General features: G+C 74.7%; 13 protein-coding genes. 11 read left to right on the forward strand and 2 right to left on the reverse strand.

Annotated features, from left to right (window positions below; genetic code table 11):
• Window positions 1–48 precede the first annotated feature (48 nt).
• Window positions 49–786, reverse strand: coding sequence for a GntR family transcriptional regulator (locus tag SM573_RS16200; protein ID WP_474610161.1), 738 nt, complete (start codon window positions 784–786; stop codon window positions 49–51).
• Window positions 787–971: 185 nt separating this feature from the next.
• On the opposite strand from SM573_RS16200, the gene iolC reads away from it, so the two are divergent.
• From iolC to fxsT, 11 genes are all read left to right on the forward strand, one after another.
• Entirely contained in the window at window positions 972–1,955 is a 984-nt protein-coding gene (iolC, locus tag SM573_RS16205; protein ID WP_474616427.1) for a 5-dehydro-2-deoxygluconokinase, read from the forward strand.
• A complete protein-coding gene (locus SM573_RS16210; RefSeq protein WP_474610159.1) occupies window positions 1,952–2,839 on the forward strand; it encodes a Cgl0159 family (beta/alpha)8-fold protein in 888 nt (295 codons plus the stop codon). Before iolC ends, SM573_RS16210 begins: the two co-directional genes overlap by 4 nt.
• Window positions 2,836–3,738, forward strand: coding sequence for a 5-deoxy-glucuronate isomerase (iolB, locus tag SM573_RS16215; protein WP_474616428.1), 903 nt, complete (start codon window positions 2,836–2,838; stop codon window positions 3,736–3,738). Before SM573_RS16210 ends, iolB begins: the two co-directional genes overlap by 4 nt.
• Window positions 3,738–5,582 carry a 3D-(3,5/4)-trihydroxycyclohexane-1,2-dione acylhydrolase (decyclizing) gene (gene iolD / locus SM573_RS16220; protein WP_474610157.1) on the forward strand — a complete coding sequence of 615 codons (1,845 nt, stop codon included), beginning with the start codon at window positions 3,738–3,740 and terminating at the stop codon, window positions 5,580–5,582. Before iolB ends, iolD begins: the two co-directional genes overlap by 1 nt.
• Before the next feature lie 65 nt (window positions 5,583–5,647).
• Entirely contained in the window at window positions 5,648–6,550 is a 903-nt protein-coding gene (locus SM573_RS16225) for a DUF4231 domain-containing protein (protein ID WP_474616429.1), read from the forward strand.
• Between the two features lie 94 nt (window positions 6,551–6,644).
• A complete protein-coding gene (locus SM573_RS16230) occupies window positions 6,645–6,818 on the forward strand; it encodes an FxSxx-COOH cyclophane-containing RiPP peptide (protein WP_474616430.1) in 174 nt (57 codons plus the stop codon).
• On the forward strand, window positions 6,790–9,168 hold the full coding sequence (locus SM573_RS16235) for an FxsB family cyclophane-forming radical SAM/SPASM peptide maturase (RefSeq protein ID WP_474616431.1): 2,379 nt from the start codon (window positions 6,790–6,792) through the stop codon (window positions 9,166–9,168). The genes SM573_RS16230 and SM573_RS16235 overlap by 29 nt, the downstream gene beginning before the upstream one ends.
• The gene (locus tag SM573_RS16240) at window positions 9,165–10,043 is read left to right on the forward strand and encodes an AAC(3) family N-acetyltransferase (protein WP_474610153.1); all 879 of its coding nucleotides are present in this window, start codon (window positions 9,165–9,167) and stop codon (window positions 10,041–10,043) included. Before SM573_RS16235 ends, SM573_RS16240 begins: the two co-directional genes overlap by 4 nt.
• On the forward strand, window positions 10,040–10,717 hold the full coding sequence (locus tag SM573_RS16245) for a TIR-like protein FxsC (protein ID WP_474610152.1): 678 nt from the start codon (window positions 10,040–10,042) through the stop codon (window positions 10,715–10,717). The genes SM573_RS16240 and SM573_RS16245 overlap by 4 nt, the downstream gene beginning before the upstream one ends.
• On the forward strand, window positions 10,704–11,852 hold the full coding sequence (locus SM573_RS16250; protein WP_474616432.1) for a TIR-like protein FxsC: 1,149 nt from the start codon (window positions 10,704–10,706) through the stop codon (window positions 11,850–11,852). The genes SM573_RS16245 and SM573_RS16250 overlap by 14 nt, the downstream gene beginning before the upstream one ends.
• Window positions 11,849–15,787, forward strand: a complete 3,939-nt coding sequence (gene fxsT, locus SM573_RS16255; protein ID WP_474616433.1) for an FxSxx-COOH system tetratricopeptide repeat protein — start codon at window positions 11,849–11,851, stop codon at window positions 15,785–15,787. The genes SM573_RS16250 and fxsT overlap by 4 nt, the downstream gene beginning before the upstream one ends.
• Here the strand turns inward: fxsT and SM573_RS16260 are convergent.
• On the reverse strand, window positions 15,781–16,740 hold the full coding sequence (locus SM573_RS16260) for an alpha/beta fold hydrolase (protein WP_474610149.1): 960 nt from the start codon (window positions 16,738–16,740) through the stop codon (window positions 15,781–15,783). The genes fxsT and SM573_RS16260 overlap by 7 nt on opposite strands.
• Window positions 16,741–16,903: the final 163 nt, after the last annotated feature.

Consider the following 16,903-nt stretch of genomic DNA (forward strand, 5'->3'; position numbering starts at 1 on the left):
GACGACGTAAATACCTGTCACTGAAATGAGCCCGAAACACATCCACGGTCACCGTTCCGCGACGGTCACCTCCAGCGAGTAGCGGGTGCCCCGGTAGATGTGCGCGCCGTGCTCCACGTAGCGCCCCTGGTCGTCGTACGCGGTGCGGGTCATGGTGAGCAGCGGCGCGCCGCGCCGCTCGCCGAGCATCTGCGCCTCGGCCGCGGTCGCGGCGCGCGCCCCGATGCGCTGGTGCGCGCCCCGGATCCGCATCCCCCCGGCGCGCAGGATCGCGTACAGGCCGTTGGCCTGCAGCGCGTCCAGGTTGAGCCGCACCAGGCCGGCCGGGAGCCAGTTCTCCATCACGGCGAGCGGGTCGCCGTCGGAGAACCGCAGCCGGCGCAGGTGCCACACCTCGCTTCCCGGCGGCACGTCCAGTGCCGCGGCGACCGCGGTCGGGCAGGGCACGGTGGCCAGCTCCAGCACCGACGTGGACGGTCGCTGGCCGGCGCGCACGAGGTCGTCGTGCAGGCTGGTCAGCTCCACCGAGCGGCGCACCTCACCGCGGACCACCTGGGTGCCGACACCGCGCCGGCGCACGATGAGCCCCTTGTCGACCAGGTGCTGGATCGCCTGGCGGACGGTTGGCCGGGACAGCCCGAGCCGGTCGGCGAGCTGCAGCTCGCTGTCCAACCGGTCGCCCGGCGCCAGCTCGCCGCGCTGGATGGCGGCGGCGAACTGCTCGGCGACCTGGAAGTAGAGCGGGACCGGGCTGCTCCGGTCGACCGCGATCTCGGGGCTGCTCACGGCACCTCCTCGCTGGGGCCACGCGGATTCTCGGGGTGCGACGACGAGCGTCACTGTACCGAAGTGGTCACCGAGCGCAGAGGGCGGATGTCAGGACAACACATTGACACAACCCACTAGCGCTGTTACCAATCAGGGACAGCGCTGGCGGGCGCGCCCTCGCCGGCCGGGACGGAGGACGCCGCATGCTGGATGTGCTCACCATCGGCCGCGTCGGGGTGGACATCTACCCGCTGCAGATCGGCACGCCGCTGGCCGAGGTGGAGACGTTCGGCAGGTTCCTCGGCGGCAGCCCCACCAACGTGGCGGTGGCGGCGAGCCGGCAGGGTCTGCGGGCCGGCGTGATCACGCGCACCGGCGCCGACGCGTTCGCCGGCTACGTGCACCGCGCGCTGCGCGAGTTCGGCGTCGACGACAGCCAGGTCCGCCCCGTCGAGGGGCTGCCCACCCCGGTGACCTTCTGCGAGATCTTCCCGCCGGACCATTTCCCGCTCTGGTTCTACCGCACCCCGACCGCCCCCGACCTGCAGATCCGTGCCGAGGAGCTGGACGCGGAGGCGATCGCGTCGGCCCGGATCTTCTGGCTCACCGGCACCGGCCTGTGCCAGCAACCCAGCCGCGCGGCGCACGCCGCCGCACTCGCCGTGCGCGGCCGGCGGGAGCACACCGTCCTCGACCTCGACTACCGGCCGATGTTCTGGCCGGACCCGGCCACCGCGACCGCGGCCGTCGCCGACGTGCTGCCGCACGTCACCGTGACCGTCGGCAACCTCGACGAGGTGGAGGTCGCGGTCGGCACGCGCGACCCGGAACGGGCCGCCGGGCTGCTGCTGGAGCGTGGGCCGACGCTGGCCGTGGTGAAGCTCGGCCCGGACGGCGTGCTGGCCCGCACCGCCGCCGAGACCGTCCGCGTGCCGCCGGTGCCGGTGCGGATCGTCAACGGGTTGGGTGCCGGCGACGCGTTCGGCGGGGCGCTCTGCCTGGGGCTGCTGCGCGGCTGGCCGCTGGAGCGGACGCTGCGCTTCGCCAACGCCGCCGGCGCGATCGTCGCCTCCCGCCTGGCGTGCTCCTCGGCCATGCCGGACCACGCCGAGACCCTGGCATTGCTGCACGCCGCCCCACCGCGACCGGCGTCGTCGCCCGCCGCCGGAGGAGGAGAAGACCGGTGAGCACCGAGTACCAAGCCCTGACCCACACCCGCGCCCACCGTCCACACGCGATCGCCGAGGCGGCCGCCCGGCGTACCCGCCGGCCCTGGCCCGAGCCGCCGCGGCCGTTGTTCATCATCGCGGCCGACCATCCGGCCCGGGGCGCCCTCGGGGTCCGGGACCGTCCGATGGCCATGGCCGGCCGCGCCGACCTGCTCGACCGGCTGCGCCTGGCGCTGTCCCGACCCGGCGTCGACGGGGTGCTCGGCACACCGGACGTCCTGGAGGACCTGCTGCTGCTCGGCGCGCTGGAGAACCGGCTGGCCATCGGGTCGATGAACCGTGGCGGCCTCTCCGGCGCCCGGTTCGAGCTCGACGACCGGTTCACCGCGTACGACGCCGAGAGCATCGCCGCCATGCGGTACGACGGCGGCAAGATGCTCTGCCGCATCGACCCGGACGACCCGGCGACCGCCTCCACCCTGCACGCGTGCGCCCGGGCGGTCACCGCCCTCGCCGCCCACCGCACGGTGGCGCTGGTCGAGCCGCTGTGGGTGGCGCGCACCGACGGCCGGGTCCACGCCGACCTGCGGCCCGAGGCGGTCGTCAAGGGGGTCAGCGTCGGCCAGGCGCTCGGGTCCACCAGCGCGTACACCTGGTTGAAGCTGCCCGCCATCGACGAGATGGAGCAGGTGATGGCCGCGACCACATTGCCGGTGCTGCTGCTCGGCGGCGATCCGGTGGAGGCGCCCGACGTGGTGTACGCCCGCTGGGAGCGGGCGCTGCGCCTGCCCGGCGTGCGGGGGCTGGTCGTGGGCCGGGCGCTGCTCTACCCACCGGACGACGACGTGGCCGCCGCGGTGGACCTGGCCGGCTCTCTGCTCCCCACCGGGCAGGACGCGTGAGGACCGCCGACGCGCACCTGCCCTGGGGCGGCACGGCCCGCACGCCGTGGGCGCTGGAGGTCACCCCCGAACGGGCCGGCTGGCGCTACAGCGGCCTGCGGGTGCTCACGCTCCCACCGGGCGGCACGGTCACCTTCGACACCGGCGGGGAGGAGATGCTGGTGCTGCCGCTCGCCGGCGCCGCCACCGTCCACTGCGACGGCGCGAGGTTCGCCCTGGCCGGCCGGACGTCCGTCTTCGCCGCGGTCACCGACTTCGCCTACGTCCCCCGGGACGCGACGGTCACGGTCTCGGGGCAGGGGCGGTTCGCGCTGCCCTCGGCGCGGGCCACCCGGCGGCTGTCGCCCCGCTACGGCGCCGCGCGAGACGTGTCGGTGGAGCTGCGCGGTGCCGGCCCGGCGAGCCGGCAGGTCAACAACTTCTGCGCCCCGGACGCCTTCGCGTGCGACCGCCTGGTCGCCGTCGAGGTGCTCACCCCCGCCGGCAACTGGTCGTCCTACCCGCCCCACAAGCACGAGGACGACCGGGTCCACGACGACGGGCACACCGAGGCGGAGCTGGAGGAGATCTACTACTTCGAGGTGGCCGGCGGCGAGCCCGGCGACCCGGCCGGACCGGTCGGCTACCAGCGGGTCTACGGCACCGACCAGCGCCCGATCGACGTGCTCGCCGAGGTGCGCGGCGGCGACGTGGTGCTGGTGCCCCACGGCTACCACGGCCCGTCGATGGCCGCACCCGGCTACCACCTCTACTACCTCAACGTGCTGGCCGGTCCCGGCCCGACCCGGACCATGGCCAGCGTGGACGACCCGCGGCACGGCTGGATCCGGGACAGCTGGGCCGGCCAGCCGGTCGACCCGCGGCTGCCGTTGACCGGCCCGACGACACGGGAGGCGTGATGCCGAGACTGACGGTGGCCCAGGCCGTGGTGACCTTCCTCGCCCGGCAGTGGTCCGAACGCGACGGGGTGCGCCGCCGGCTCGTCCCGGCCTGCTTCGGGATCTTCGGGCATGGCAACGTCGCCGGGCTCGGCGAGGCGCTGGCCGGCGCCGACGTCGACCTGCCGTACCACCTGTGCCGCACCGAGCAGGGCATGGTGCACACCGCCGCCGCGTACGCCCGGATGACCGACCGCCTGAGCACCCTGGCCTGCACCACCTCGATCGGCCCGGGCGCGACGAACCTGGTGACCGGCGCCGCCGGGGCCACCATCAACCGGCTGCCGGTGCTGCTGCTCCCCGGCGACATCTTCGCCACCCGGGTGGCCAACCCGGTGCTGCAGGAGCTGGAGGATCCCCGCTCGTACGACGTGAGCGTCACCGACGCCCTGCGCCCGGTCTCCCGCTACTGGGACCGGATCAACCGCCCGCAGCAGCTGCCCGCGGCGCTGCTGGCCGCGATGCGGGTGCTGACCGACCCGGTGGAGACCGGTGCCGTCACCCTCGCCCTCCCGCAGGACGTGCAGGCCGAGGCGTACGACTGGCCGGCGGACCTCTTCGCCGATCGGGTCTGGCACGTGCCTCGGCCCCGCCCGGACGCCGCGGCGGTCGCGCGGGCCGCCCGGGTGGTGACGCGGGCGCGCCGGCCGCTGCTCGTCGCCGGTGGCGGGGTCATCTACAGCGGCGCCGGTGACGCGCTGCGCCGCTTCGCCGAGACGCACGGGGTGCCGGTCGCGGAGACGCAGGCGGGCAAGGGCGCGCTGCCCTACGACCACCCGCTGTCGCTGGGCGCCGTCGGGGTCACCGGCACCACCGCGGCGAACGCCGTCGCCGCCGACGCGGACCTGGTGCTCGGGGTGGGCACCCGCTACAGCGACTTCACCACCGCCTCGGGCACCCTCTTCCGCGACGGCGTCCGCTTCGTCAACCTCAACGTCACCGGTTTCGACGCGGCGAAGCTCTCCGGGGTGCAGGTGGTCGGGGACGCGCGGGAGAGCCTCGCCGCGCTCGACGAGGCGTGCGCGGGCTGGGCCACCGACGCGGCGTACCGCGCTCGCGTGCGGGAGCTGACCGCGCGGTGGACGGAGGTCGCCGACGCCGCCCGGTCGTCGGCGCCGGCGGCGCGGCCCACCCAGACCGCCGTCATCGGCGCCGTCAACGAGGCCGCCGGCCCGCGCGACGTGGTGGTCTGCGCGGCCGGGTCGATGCCGGGTGACCTGCACCGGCTCTGGCGCAGCGCCGACCCGAAGAGCTACCACGTCGAGTACGGCTACTCGTGCATGGGCTACGAGATCGCCGGCGGGATAGGGGTGAAGCTGGCCGCCCCGGACCGCGAGGTGTTCGTGCTGGTGGGTGACGGCTCGTACCTGATGCTGCCGAGTGAGCTGGTGACGGCGGTGGCCGACGGGGTGAAGCTGATCGTGGTGCTCGTCGACAACCAGGGGTTCGCCTCGATCGGCCGGCTGTCGGAGAGCGTCGGGGCGCAGCGGCTGGGCACCGCCTACACCGACCGCGCCGGCGATCCGCTCCCGGTCGACCTGGGCGCCAACGCGGCGAGCTTCGGCGCGGACCTGATCCGGGTCGCCACCACGGCACAGCTGCGCGAGGCCCTGGCGGCCGCGCGGGCGGCCGAGCGCACCACGGTCATCCACGTGGCGACCGACCGGTGGGAGGCCGGCCCGGACGGCGGCGCCTGGTGGGACGTGCCGGTCGCCGAGGTGTCCCGCACGGCGGCGGCGCAGGCCGCCCGGGCCGACTACGAGACGGGCCGCAAGGCCCGGCGCACCCACCTCGCCGCGGGCTGACCCGCCGGCCGGCGCGGCGTTCGCGGGTGGTCCGGCGGGCGGCGCCGGTGACCTACCATGCGGGCGTGGCGGATGTCGATGCGTCGACCGCGGCCGAGGCGGTCTGGCGGCAGCAGGCGGTCTGGTCGGCGGCGGCGGGCGTGGCGAAGCGGCGGATCGTGCGGGCCCGGCGGGCGGTCGCCGCGCTGACCGTCGTCGCCGCCGTGGCCGGCACGGCCGCCGCCCAGCTCCAGTCGGTGCACGACGTGGCCGGCCGCGTGCTCGCGGTGCTCGCCGGTGCCGCGCTGGCGCTGGTCCCGCTCGCCGCCCGGGCGACCGCGCGGGAGGCCGTGCAGGTGTGGACGCGGCTGCGGTCGGTCTCCGAGGCGTTGAAGGCCGAGATCTACTCCTACCTGGCCCGGGTGGGCCCCTTCGCCGGGCCGGAACGCGACGCCGTGCTGCTGCGCCGGCTCGACGCCCTGGTGGACGACGCGGGTGACCTGGTCGGGCTGACCCTGGACGTGACACCGACCCCGCGGCCGTTGCCGGCGGTCGGTGACGTGGACTCGTACCTGACCCACCGGCTGCAACCGCAGGTCGAGCGGTACTACCTGCCCGGGGCCCGGCTGATGGCCCGACGGGCGACCCGGATCCGGGTGGTGACCACCGCGCTGACCGCCGTCGGGGCGGTGCTCTCCGCGGTGGTCGGGGTGCTGGGCGACGGCCTCGGGTTGACCGCCTGGGTCGGCGTGGTCGCCACGGTGACGACGGCGCTGGTCGGCTACGGGGCGGCCCAGCAGTTCGAGCACCACCAGCTGGAGTACGCCCGTACGGCCGACCAGCTGTCCCGGTTGGCGCGCCTGCGGCGGGACGGCCTGGGCTGGACGGACGACGACGCGTTCGTGGGCGAGGTGGAGCGGATCATCTCACTGTCCAATGAGGCATGGATGGCCAGAACCCTTGAAGAAGATGGCGTTCCGCGCCGCTGACACTACGCACAGTGCGGTAGACTCATCGACAATTGTCTGGGCCGCCGTCGGAGGCGGCTCTCGTTGACCCACCAAGTCCGATGGGGGGACCCACGTGGATCGCAACCCAGGCCAGTCGACTCCGACCACCGCTCCGCTGGACGACCTTCGGCACACTCCGCTCGGCAAGATCCCGCTCAGCCGCGCCCGCAACGTGGCGCTGTCCGACACCCGTGCCACGGACCGGCCGACCCGCCTCGATGTCGCAGCCTTCGGCTCGTCCATCTGATCCTGGCCAGCTAGCGGCTCCCGGGAGGTCCGCACCGGCCGGCGCTCTGAGCCAGTACGTTCTCAAGATCGTCAGCCGGTGCGACCTCTCCTGCGACCACTGCTACGTCTACGAACACCCCGACCAGACCTGGCGTCGACAGCCGCGCACCATGGCGCCGGCGACCGTGACGGCGGCCGCACACCGCATCGCCGAGCACGCCGCCGCCCACCGGCTCGACGCCGTCCGGGTGGTCCTGCACGGAGGCGAGCCGCTGCTCGCCGGAGCGGCCGGGCTGGCCGCCACCGCCGCCGAGCTGCGCCGGCAGATCGACCCCGTGACCCGACTCGACCTGCGCATGCAGTCCAACGGGGTGCTCCTGACCGAGGAGATCGCCGAGGTGCTGGTCGGCCACGGCGTGACGGTCGGCATCTCCCTCGACGGCGACCGCGCGGCCAACGACCGGCACCGGCGCTACGCCAACGGCGCGAGCAGCCACAAGCAGGTGTTGCGGGCGCTCGCGCTGCTGCGCCGCCCCGAATACCGGCCCGCCTACGCCGGCCTGCTGTGCACCGTCGACCTCGCCAACGACCCGGTCCGGGTCTACCGCGCGCTGCTGGCCGAGGACCCGCCGCACATCGACTTCCTCCTGCCGCACGCCAACTGGGAACGCCCCCCGCCGCGCCCGGCCGGCGTCCCCACCCCCTACGCCGACTGGCTGCTCGCGGTGCACCAGGCCTGGACGGCGGACGGCCGACCGGTGCCCGTCCGGTTGCTCGACTCGCTGCTCGCTACGGCGGCCGGCGGCACCAGCGGGACGGAGGCGGTGGGCCTCGCCGCCGCCGACCTCGCGGTGATCGAGACCGACGGCAGCTACGAGCAGGTCGACTCGCTCAAGTCCGCCTTCGACGGCGCCCCCGCCACCGGCCTCGACGTCTTCACCCACCGCATCGACGAGGTGGCCGCGCACCCGATGATCGCCGTGCGGCAGGCGGGGCTCGACGGGCTCTGCGACACCTGCCGGGCCTGCCCCGTGGTCGCGCAGTGCGGCGGTGGCCTCTTCGCCCACCGCTACCGCCCCGGCACCGGCTTCGACAACCCGTCGGCCTACTGCGTCGACCTGGCGCAGCTGATCCGCTCGATGGCGGTCCCGGTGGTCCCGGCGCCGACGGTCGTGCCCGCGCCGCGCCGGCCCGCCGAGGCGTCCCCGGCCGCCGACTCGCTGGCCCCCACGGTCCTCGACGACCTGGGCACCGGCCACGGCACCGACGTGTCGGTCGGCCAACTCGCCGCCGTCCACCTGGCGAAGACCCGCGCGCTGCTGGTCGCGCTCAGCCCGGCCGCCGCCGGGTCGCCGGTCGCCGCGGCCGGCTGGGACCTGCTGGTCGAGCTCGACGTCGCCGCGCCGCAGGCGGTGCGGGAGGTGCTGGCCCACCCGTTCGTGCGCCGCTGGGCGCACCGGTGCCACGACCGCCCGTTCCCGGCCGACCTGGATCACCTGGCCGCCGTCGCGGCGTCCGCCGCCCTGCACGCCGGTGTCACCGTCGACATCGCCGTGCCGGTCCGCGACGGCGTCCTGAGCCTCCCGACCCTGGGCGCGCTCCACCTGCCGACCCCCGACGCCGTCGCCACCCTCTCCACCGCGGCGGGCGCCTTCCGGGTCCGCACCGGCGACACCACCGTGACGGTGCGCCCCGACACGGCTGGTCAGCCGCCGGGCTGGCGGCCGGTGCGCGGCGTGCCGTTCGGCGACCGGCCGCTGCTGATCGAGGACACCGACCCCTATCGGGACGCCTACCAGGACCTCCCGGTGACGCCCCGGCTCTCCGACGAGCGGGCCGCCGGCTGGGTCCGCACGGTGGCCGGGGCGGTGCGGCGGATCGCCGCCGAGGCCGGCGAGTACGACCCCGGCGTCCGCGCGCTCCTGCGTGCCGTGGTCCCGCTGCGCCCCGACCGCGCCGGTCGCCAGCGCAGCGCCGCCGCGGCCAGCGCGTTCGGCGCCGTGGCCGTCACGCCGCCGCAGGACGAATCCGCGCTCGCGGTGCTGCTGGTGCACGAGGTGCAGCACCTCAAGCTCGACGGCGTGCTCGACGTGTGCGACCTGGTCGACCGCGGGGACTCCCGGCTGGTGCGGGTGCCGTGGCGGGAGGATCCGCGCCCGGTCGAGGGGGTGCTCCACGGCACGTACGCCCACCTCGGCGTGGCGGACGTGTGGCGCCGCCGCGTGGGTGTGGCCGACGCGGCGCACTACCGGCGCTACCGCGACTGGACCGACGGCGCCCTCGACACGCTGCTCGACCTGGGCGTGCTCACCCCGGTGGGTGAGCGCTTCGCGCGTCGGATGCGGGCGACGGTGGACAGCTGGTCGTGACCGCGCGGCCGGTCGGGCGTGCGCGGCTCGCCGCGGACCTGCGGGCGCTGGGGCTCGCCCCCGGTGACACCGTGCTGGTGCACTCCTCGCTGTCCCGGATCGGGCCGGTGCGGGGCGGCCCGGCGACCGTACTGGCCGCGCTGCGCGACGTGCTGGGCCCATCCGGCACGGTGGTGGTGCCCACCCACACCGCCGGCAACTCCGTCACGTCACCCGCCTTCCGCGCCGCCACGGCCGGCCTGAGCGCGCGGGAGGCGGCGCGGGTCGAGGCCGCGATCGCGCCGTACGACCCGCGGCGCAGCCCGTGCGAGGGGATGGGAGTGCTCGCCGAGCACGTCCGGCGGCACCCCGGGGCGGTCCGCAGCGCGCACCCGCAGACCTCGTTCGCCGCGCTCGGCCCGGCCGCGGCGCGGCTGACCGCCGTGCACGACCTGGACTGCCACCTCGGGGACCGGTCCCCGATCGGCGCGCTGCACGCGGCCGACGCGGTCGTGCTGCTGCTCGGCGTCGGCTACGCCGCCTGCACGGCGTTCCACCTCGCCGAGTACCACCTCGCCCGCCCGCCCGCGCGGCGGGCGTACCGCTGCTACGTCCGTGACGCGACCGGCCGGCGCGTCCGCCGCGACTTCCTCGCCCTCGACCTCGACGACAGCGACTTCCCGCGCATCGGGGCGGCGCTGGACGACGAGCCGGTCGTGGCGCGCGGGCCCGTGGGCAACGGCGCCGGCCGCACGTTCCGGATCCGCCCTGCCGTCGACTTCGCCGGCACGTGGATGAGCCTGCACCGCGCCGAGCGTCGAGGGCCGCCGGGGGTTTGCCGCTGCCGATACTGTGGTGCGGAGCAGGTGTCCCCATCGGACGGGAGCGGCGGGTGACCGAGGATGAATACCGGGTGGACCCGCGTGCCCCCGTGTTCTTCCTCAGCTACGCCCGGGCCAAGCGCCGGCCGGCGGAGCCGCCCCGGGACACGAACCAGAAGGTCTTCCAGCTCTACGTCGACCTGTCCGACCACGTCGCCGAGCTGCTGGGGCTGCCGGCTGGCAGCAGCGCCGGATTCATGGACCGGGTCCTCGACGGCGGGCAGATGTGGGCCGACGACCTGGCCTTCGCCGCCGGTCACTGTCAGGTCTTCATCCCGCTGATCTCACCGCAGTACCTGCGCAGCCAGTGGTGCGCGCGGGAGTGGAACGCCTTCGTCCGCCGCCGGCAGACCCGCCGGCCGGACGCGCGGGCGACACCGGGGGAGCGGCCGATCATCCCGGTGAACTGGTCGGTGGTGCGCCGGCGGCAGCTGCCCGAGGCGGTCCGGCGGCCGCAGATGTTCACCCCGACGGGGCTGCCGCCCGACATCGCGCCGCAGTACGAGCAGGAGGGCATCTACGGCCTGCTCAGCCTCGGCCGCAACGGCAAGGACGCCTACGACGCGGTGGTGTGGCGGTTGGCGCAGCGGGTGGTCCGCGCGGTGGACACGCACTGGGTGGCGCCGTACGTGTCGGAGATCGAGGAGCTCGGCGACGGGTTCGAGGAGGTCGGCGATGAGCTGGACTGACACCGCGCCGACCGTGCCCGGGCGGGAGACGTACTTCTTCCTGAGCTACGCCCACTCCGTGCCCCTGTCCGCGACCGAACGGCCGGACACCGACTACTGGGTCACCCGCTTCTTCCAGGACCTGAACGCCGCCGTGCAGCGGGGCGCCCGCCGCGCCGGGGACCTCGACATCGGCTTCTTCGACGGGCTCGTCGACCCCGGCGCCGACCTGCGGCAGGCCCTCACCGACGCGCTCAGCCTCGCGCACGTGTTCGTGCCCCTCTACTCGCCCAACTACTTCAGCAACGCCTGGGCGGTCGGGGAGCGGGCGTCGTTCCGCTCCCGGCTGGACCGGCTGCCCCCGCGCGACGCGCACCGGCACGTCCTGCCGGTGCTGTGGATCCCGTTTCCGCCGTGGGACGATCGGCCGGAGATGGCCGAGGCGCTGGAGCTGGTGGGCGCGTCCCCCGAGTACGCCGAGAACGGGCTGCGGGCGCTGTGCAAGCTCAGCGCCTACCGGCGGCAGTACCAGGACGTCCTCGCCGCGCTGGCCGAGCGCATCATCGCGGTGACCGAGACCGCGCCGCTGCGCCGCTCCCGGGCCGCCCCCCTCACCAGCGCGCCGGTGGCGGACCCGGACGAGGCGGCGCTGGTCGTCGCGGCGCTCAGCACGGCCGACGGGCGCCGGTGGCGGCCCTTCGCCGGGCAGCACGCGCTGACCATCGCCGACTACGTGGCCGCCACCGCCCAGCGGCTGGGGCTGCCCACCCGGGTCGTCGAGTTCGCGGGCGCCCGCGAGCGCGCCCCGGAGAGCCCCACCGTGCTCCTGGTCGACGCGGGGCTGGGCACCGCGGCCGTGCGGGAGGCGGTGGCCGGGTTGCCCCGCTGGGTGGTGCCGCTCGTGGTGGCCGGGCCGGACGTCGACGCCGCGGAGGAGATCGGCGCGGCCCTGCGCGCGGCGCGGTTCCCCGACGTGCGCCCGGTGCGGGGGGTCGACGAGTTCGAGCAGAGCGCGCCGTTGCTGGTGATCGAGGCCCGCAAGCAGTTCCTGCGGCACGGCCCGCTCTATCCGCAGGACGGCCCGGGCACGCCGAGGCCGAGCCTGCGGCCCACCGACGCATCCGATCTCCGGCGACCACGGGAAGAGGACCGATGACACAGCAGCGAGACGGTCAGGTCGTCACCTTCTACTCGTACAAGGGTGGCACCGGACGCACGATGGCCCTGGCCAACACGGCGTGGATCCTGGCGGCCAACGGCCAGCGCGTGCTGGTGGCCGACTGGGACCTGGAGTCACCCGGGCTGCACCGGTTCCTCACGCCGTTCCTGGACCCGGAGCAGGTGGCCTCCACCGGCGGCGTGATGGACCTGATCCTCGAGTACGAGTGGGCCAACCTCAAACGCCGCCGCGAGGCCCGGGAGGCGGGGCAGGCGGAGCCCGCGGAGACCCGGCCCGGCGACTGGCACCGCCACCTGGCCAAGGTGCAGAAGTACGCCTTCTCGGTGAACTGGGAGTTCCCCGGCGGCGGCAGCCTCGACCTGCTGCTCGCCGGGCGGAACAACCCCGACTACGCCACCAGCGTGACCGGGCTGAACTGGGACAACTTCTACAACCGGCTCGGCGGGGCGCTCTTCTTCGACGCCCTGCGCGAGGACATGAAGCGGCACTACGACTACACGCTGATCGACAGCCGCACCGGGATCAGCGACGTCGCCGAGATCTGCACCATCCACCTGCCGGACGTGCTGGTCGACTGCTTCACCCTCAGCGACCAGGGCATCGAGGGAGCCGCCACGGTGGCCGGCCGGGTACGCAGCTACGAGGGGCGGCGGGCGCGGCGGGTGCTGCCGGTGCCGATGCGGGTCGACGAGGGGGAGAAGGGCAAGGCCGACGCCGGCCGCGCCCTCGCCATGCAGCGGTTCGCGGGGCTGCCGGGCGGCATGACGGACGCCGAGCGGCGGGAGTACTGGCTCACCGTCGAGGTGCCGTACCGGGCTTACTACGCGTACGAGGAGACCCTGGCGACGTTCGGCGACGTGCCGGGCAGCCGCACCACGCTGCTGTCGGCGTACGAGACGCTGACCGGGCACATCACCGGCGGCCGGATCACCGCGCTGCCCCGCATCGACGAGGCGCTGCGCCGCAAGACCGTCGCCCGGTTCGAGCGGAAGCCGGCCGTGGCCGACGAGGTGATCGTGCTGCGCCACGTGCCGGAGGACCAGGCCTGGGCGGAGTGGGTGCAGGCGGTGCTGACCGAGGTCGACCTGCGGGTCGTGATCGCCGCGGTGGACGCCCCGGCACAGGTGCGGCAGGGCACCGTGACCCGCGACCTCACGCTCGTGTCCCGCTCCTACCGGGCCGCGCACGGCGAGCACGCGGACGTGCGCCGGTCCGGGGCCGGCAACGCGTTGACGGTCTACGTGGACGCCACCACCCCCGCCCCTGACGTGCCGGCCGGGGCGTGGGTGTCGCTGCACGAGCTGTCCGCTGAGGAGGCGGCGCAGCGGTTGGTGCAGCTGCTCGGCGTCGCCATGCCGGGCGGGGTGCTGCCCCCGGTGCGGGCCGCACGGTTCCCCGGGACGTGGGCCACCGTGTTCAACCCGCCGAGCCGCAACATCCGGTTCACCGGCCGGGAGCACCTGCTGCGGCAGCTGCGCGAGGAGCTCAAGGCCGGCGCCGCGGACGGGATCCCGGTGGCGTTGCGCGGTGGTCCCGGCATCGGCAAGACGCAGCTGGCCATCGAGTACGCCCACCGGTTCCGCGGCGCGTACGACGTCGTGTGGTGGGTGCAGGCCGACCCGCCGCAGTTCGTGGACGTGCGCATCGCCGACCTCGGCGCCGAACTCGGCCTTCCCCGCCAGCCCACGATCCCCGAGATGACCCGTGCGGTGCGGCAGCGGTTGAGCCGCCCGGAGCGGCGGCCCGACACGGGCGCGCCCGAGCAGTGGCTCATCGTCTTCGACAACGTCGACCAGTACGAGCACGTGCGGGACTACCTGCCGCAGGGCAACGGGCACGTGCTGGTCACGACCCGCAACCCGGACTGGGGGGACCTGGCCCGGGCGCTGGACGTGGAGGCGTTCCAGCGGGCGGAGAGCGTGGCGCACCTGCGGGCCCGCATCGGCGAGCAGTCGATCACGGTGGCCGAGGCGGAGCAGGTCGCCGAGGCCGTGGTGGACGTGCCGATCTTCGTCGCGATGGCGGGCGCCTGGTTGGCGGACACCGGCACGCCCGTCCCGGACTACCTGGCCGGGCTGGAGCGCAGCGGCCCGAGCGAGCACATCTGGGACATCTCCCTGGAGCGGCTGAAGGAGGGTTCGGCCGGCGCCTACCGCCTGCTGCAGCTCGCCTCCGTGCTCGCACCGGAGATCGCGTTGGAGCTGCTCTACAACGACGAGGTGGCGAAGGTCATCGCCGACCACGACCCGGTGGTGGCGGCGCGGGTGGCCGACCGCGTCTCCGAGCGGGACATCGCTGCCGCCCTGGTGCAGCGCATCAACCGGCTGGCGCTGGTGAAGGTGGACCTGCACTCCCAGCAGGTGCAGGTGCACCGGCTGCTCCAGGCGGCGCTGCGGGCCCGCATGTCGGAGGAGGAGCTGGCGGGCATCCGGCACGACGTGCACCGGATCCTCGCCGGGGCGCGGCCGCCGGGCGAGGTCGAGGACCCGGCCATCGAGCGGCGGCTGCGGCTGCTCTGGCCGCACCTCGACGGGGCCGACGCGCTCTCCTCGCCCGACGACGACGTCCGGCAGCTGATCATCGACCGGGTCCGCTACATCTACCTCAACGGCGGCTACGCCCAGGGCCACCGCTACGCCGAGCAGGCGGACGTGGCGTGGTCGCGGCTGCTCGGGCAGTTGCCCGCGGACAGCCCCGAGCACCGGGCGCTGCAGGTGCAGCTGCTGCACCTGCGGTTCAACCGGGCCAACCTGCTGCGCAGCCTCGGCCGATTCGAGGACGCGCTGCGCCTGGACGAGGAGACGCTGGCCGCGCAGGAGAAGCTGATCGGCGCGACCCACCCGTACTCGCTGATGACCGCTGGCGGCTACGGCGGCGACCTGCGCGCCATCGGCCGCTACCAGGAGGCGCTGGAGCGGGACCTGCGCACCTACGCCGCCTCGGTGGAGGTGTTCGGCGAGGACCACCGCCGCACGCTGACCGCCGCCAACAACCTCGCCGCGTCGTACCGGCTGATGGGTGACTTCCGGCGGGCCCTCGACGTCGGCGAGAACACCTACCGGCGGCTGCGCGTGGTGCTCGGTCCCGAGCACCCGCGGACCCTGCTCACCGCCAACAACCTGGCCCGGGACCTGCGGGAGGCCGGTGACTACGAGGCCTCGGTGACGCTGCTGCAGACGGTGGTGGCCGGCTACCGCGACCTCTACGGCGACCAGTCCCGCAACGTGCTCACGGCAGAGACCAACCTCGCGGCGTCGCTGCGCGGCGCCGGCGAGATCGGTGAGGCGTCGCGGTTGCTCGACGACGCCTACCTGCACCTGCTCGCCGGGTTCGGCCCGACGAACCCGGACACGCTGCTCGCCCGGCTGAGCCGGGCCGCGAACCTGATGCTCCAGGGCGACCAGGAACGCGCGCGCGTCGAGCTGGTGGAGACGGAGGAGCAGCTCCGCGAGGTCTTCGGCGAGGGGCACCCGTACCTGCTGGTCTGCCGCAACAACCTCGGCGTGGCGAGGTGGGACGCGGGCGAGGTGGCGTCGGCCCGGGAACTGGTGACGACGACGGCGACGGCTCTGCAGGCCGCACTGGGCGACGACCACCCCATGAGCATCGCGGTCGCCAACAACCAGGGCGTCTTCACCGTCCTCGCCGGGGACCTGGAGGCCGGTCGGGAGCAGCTGCGGCTCGTGGCCGGTCGGCTGCGCCGGATCCTCGGCGACACCCACCCCGACACCCTGCGCAGCCTGGGCAACGTGGCCATCGCCGAGCAGGCGGCCTCGGGCGGGGCGGGCAGCATCGAGCGGATGCGCCTGGCGGACCGGCTCGCGAACCAGATCGGTCAGCACCACCCGAGCGTGGTGCGGCTGCGTGAGGGGCAGTACGTGCGACGGGTGATCGACCCGCACCCCTACTGACCGGGGCGGGCGCCGATCAGCAGGTCCTGGCTCGCCGTCGCGTCGACGGCGGTGAGCCAGGCCAGGATGCGCGGCAGCTCCTCCATGGCGTCGAAGTGCGCCGCGCCGGCCTGGACCTCGAGCTCGGCACCGGGGATCCGGGAGGCGAGCCACCGGGTGTGGCTGACGGGGGCGAAGGTGTCCTCCGCGCCGTGCCACAGCCGCACCCTCGTGCGGGCGGTGTCGATGGCGCCCAGGTCGAATCCCCAGTCCCGGCGCAGCGCCAGCACGTCGTCGATCCACCCCTCGGGGCCGCACCGTAGCGCCTCCTCGTAGGCGTCGGCGGTGAGCCGGCGCAGCGCGGCGCTGTTCATCACCCGCCGGTCGGCCGCCGTCATCTGCGCGGTGATGTCGTCGAGCAGCCGGCGGGCGTCGCCGCGGGCGTGCTCCGTGCGGCGGCGGATCTCCTTCTCCACGGTGTCGGCGTCCGTGCGGGACATGCCCTCGCCGCCGAACCCGTTGACGTTGTCGGCGTTCATGCCGGAGAACCAGTCCAGCTCCGCCGCGTCGGCGGGAGCGAACCCGACCAGCGCCACGACCCGGCTGACCCGGTGTCGCAGTGCGGCGTCGGCCGCGCAGGCCAGCGCGTGGGGGCCACCACCGGAGCGGCCGACGACCGCGAAGCGGCTCAGCCCCAGCTCGTCGGCGATCAGCTGGACGTCGCGTGCGGCGTCGGCGACCCGACGGCCCTCGAACCGGTCGGAGTCGCCGTAGCCGGGGCGGTCGTAGGTGATCAGCCGGACGCCCAGGCGGTAGAGGACGATGCCGCGCGGGCGCGGGCCCTTGCGGCTGCCGGGCGTGCCGTGCAGGAGGAAGACCGGGTATCCGTCGGGCGCGCCGGAGACCTCGAATGCCACTGTCCGCTCGTCGGCGTGTCTGGCGATTCGCGTCCCCGGCTCCCCGTCTCGGACCACTCCAGCCTGCCTTCCGGTGCTGTGACCAGCGAATGTCCGTCATGTCCGGCACAGAGCGAAGATGATGATCGGCGGTGAACGACTTCACTCGGCATTCGAGCCTAACGGTCGGGCCGGTCGGCCCGCCATCCACTGCCGGGACATTGGCGCCGGATCTGTCGGA

This window comes from Micromonospora xinjiangensis (assembly GCF_056150165.1).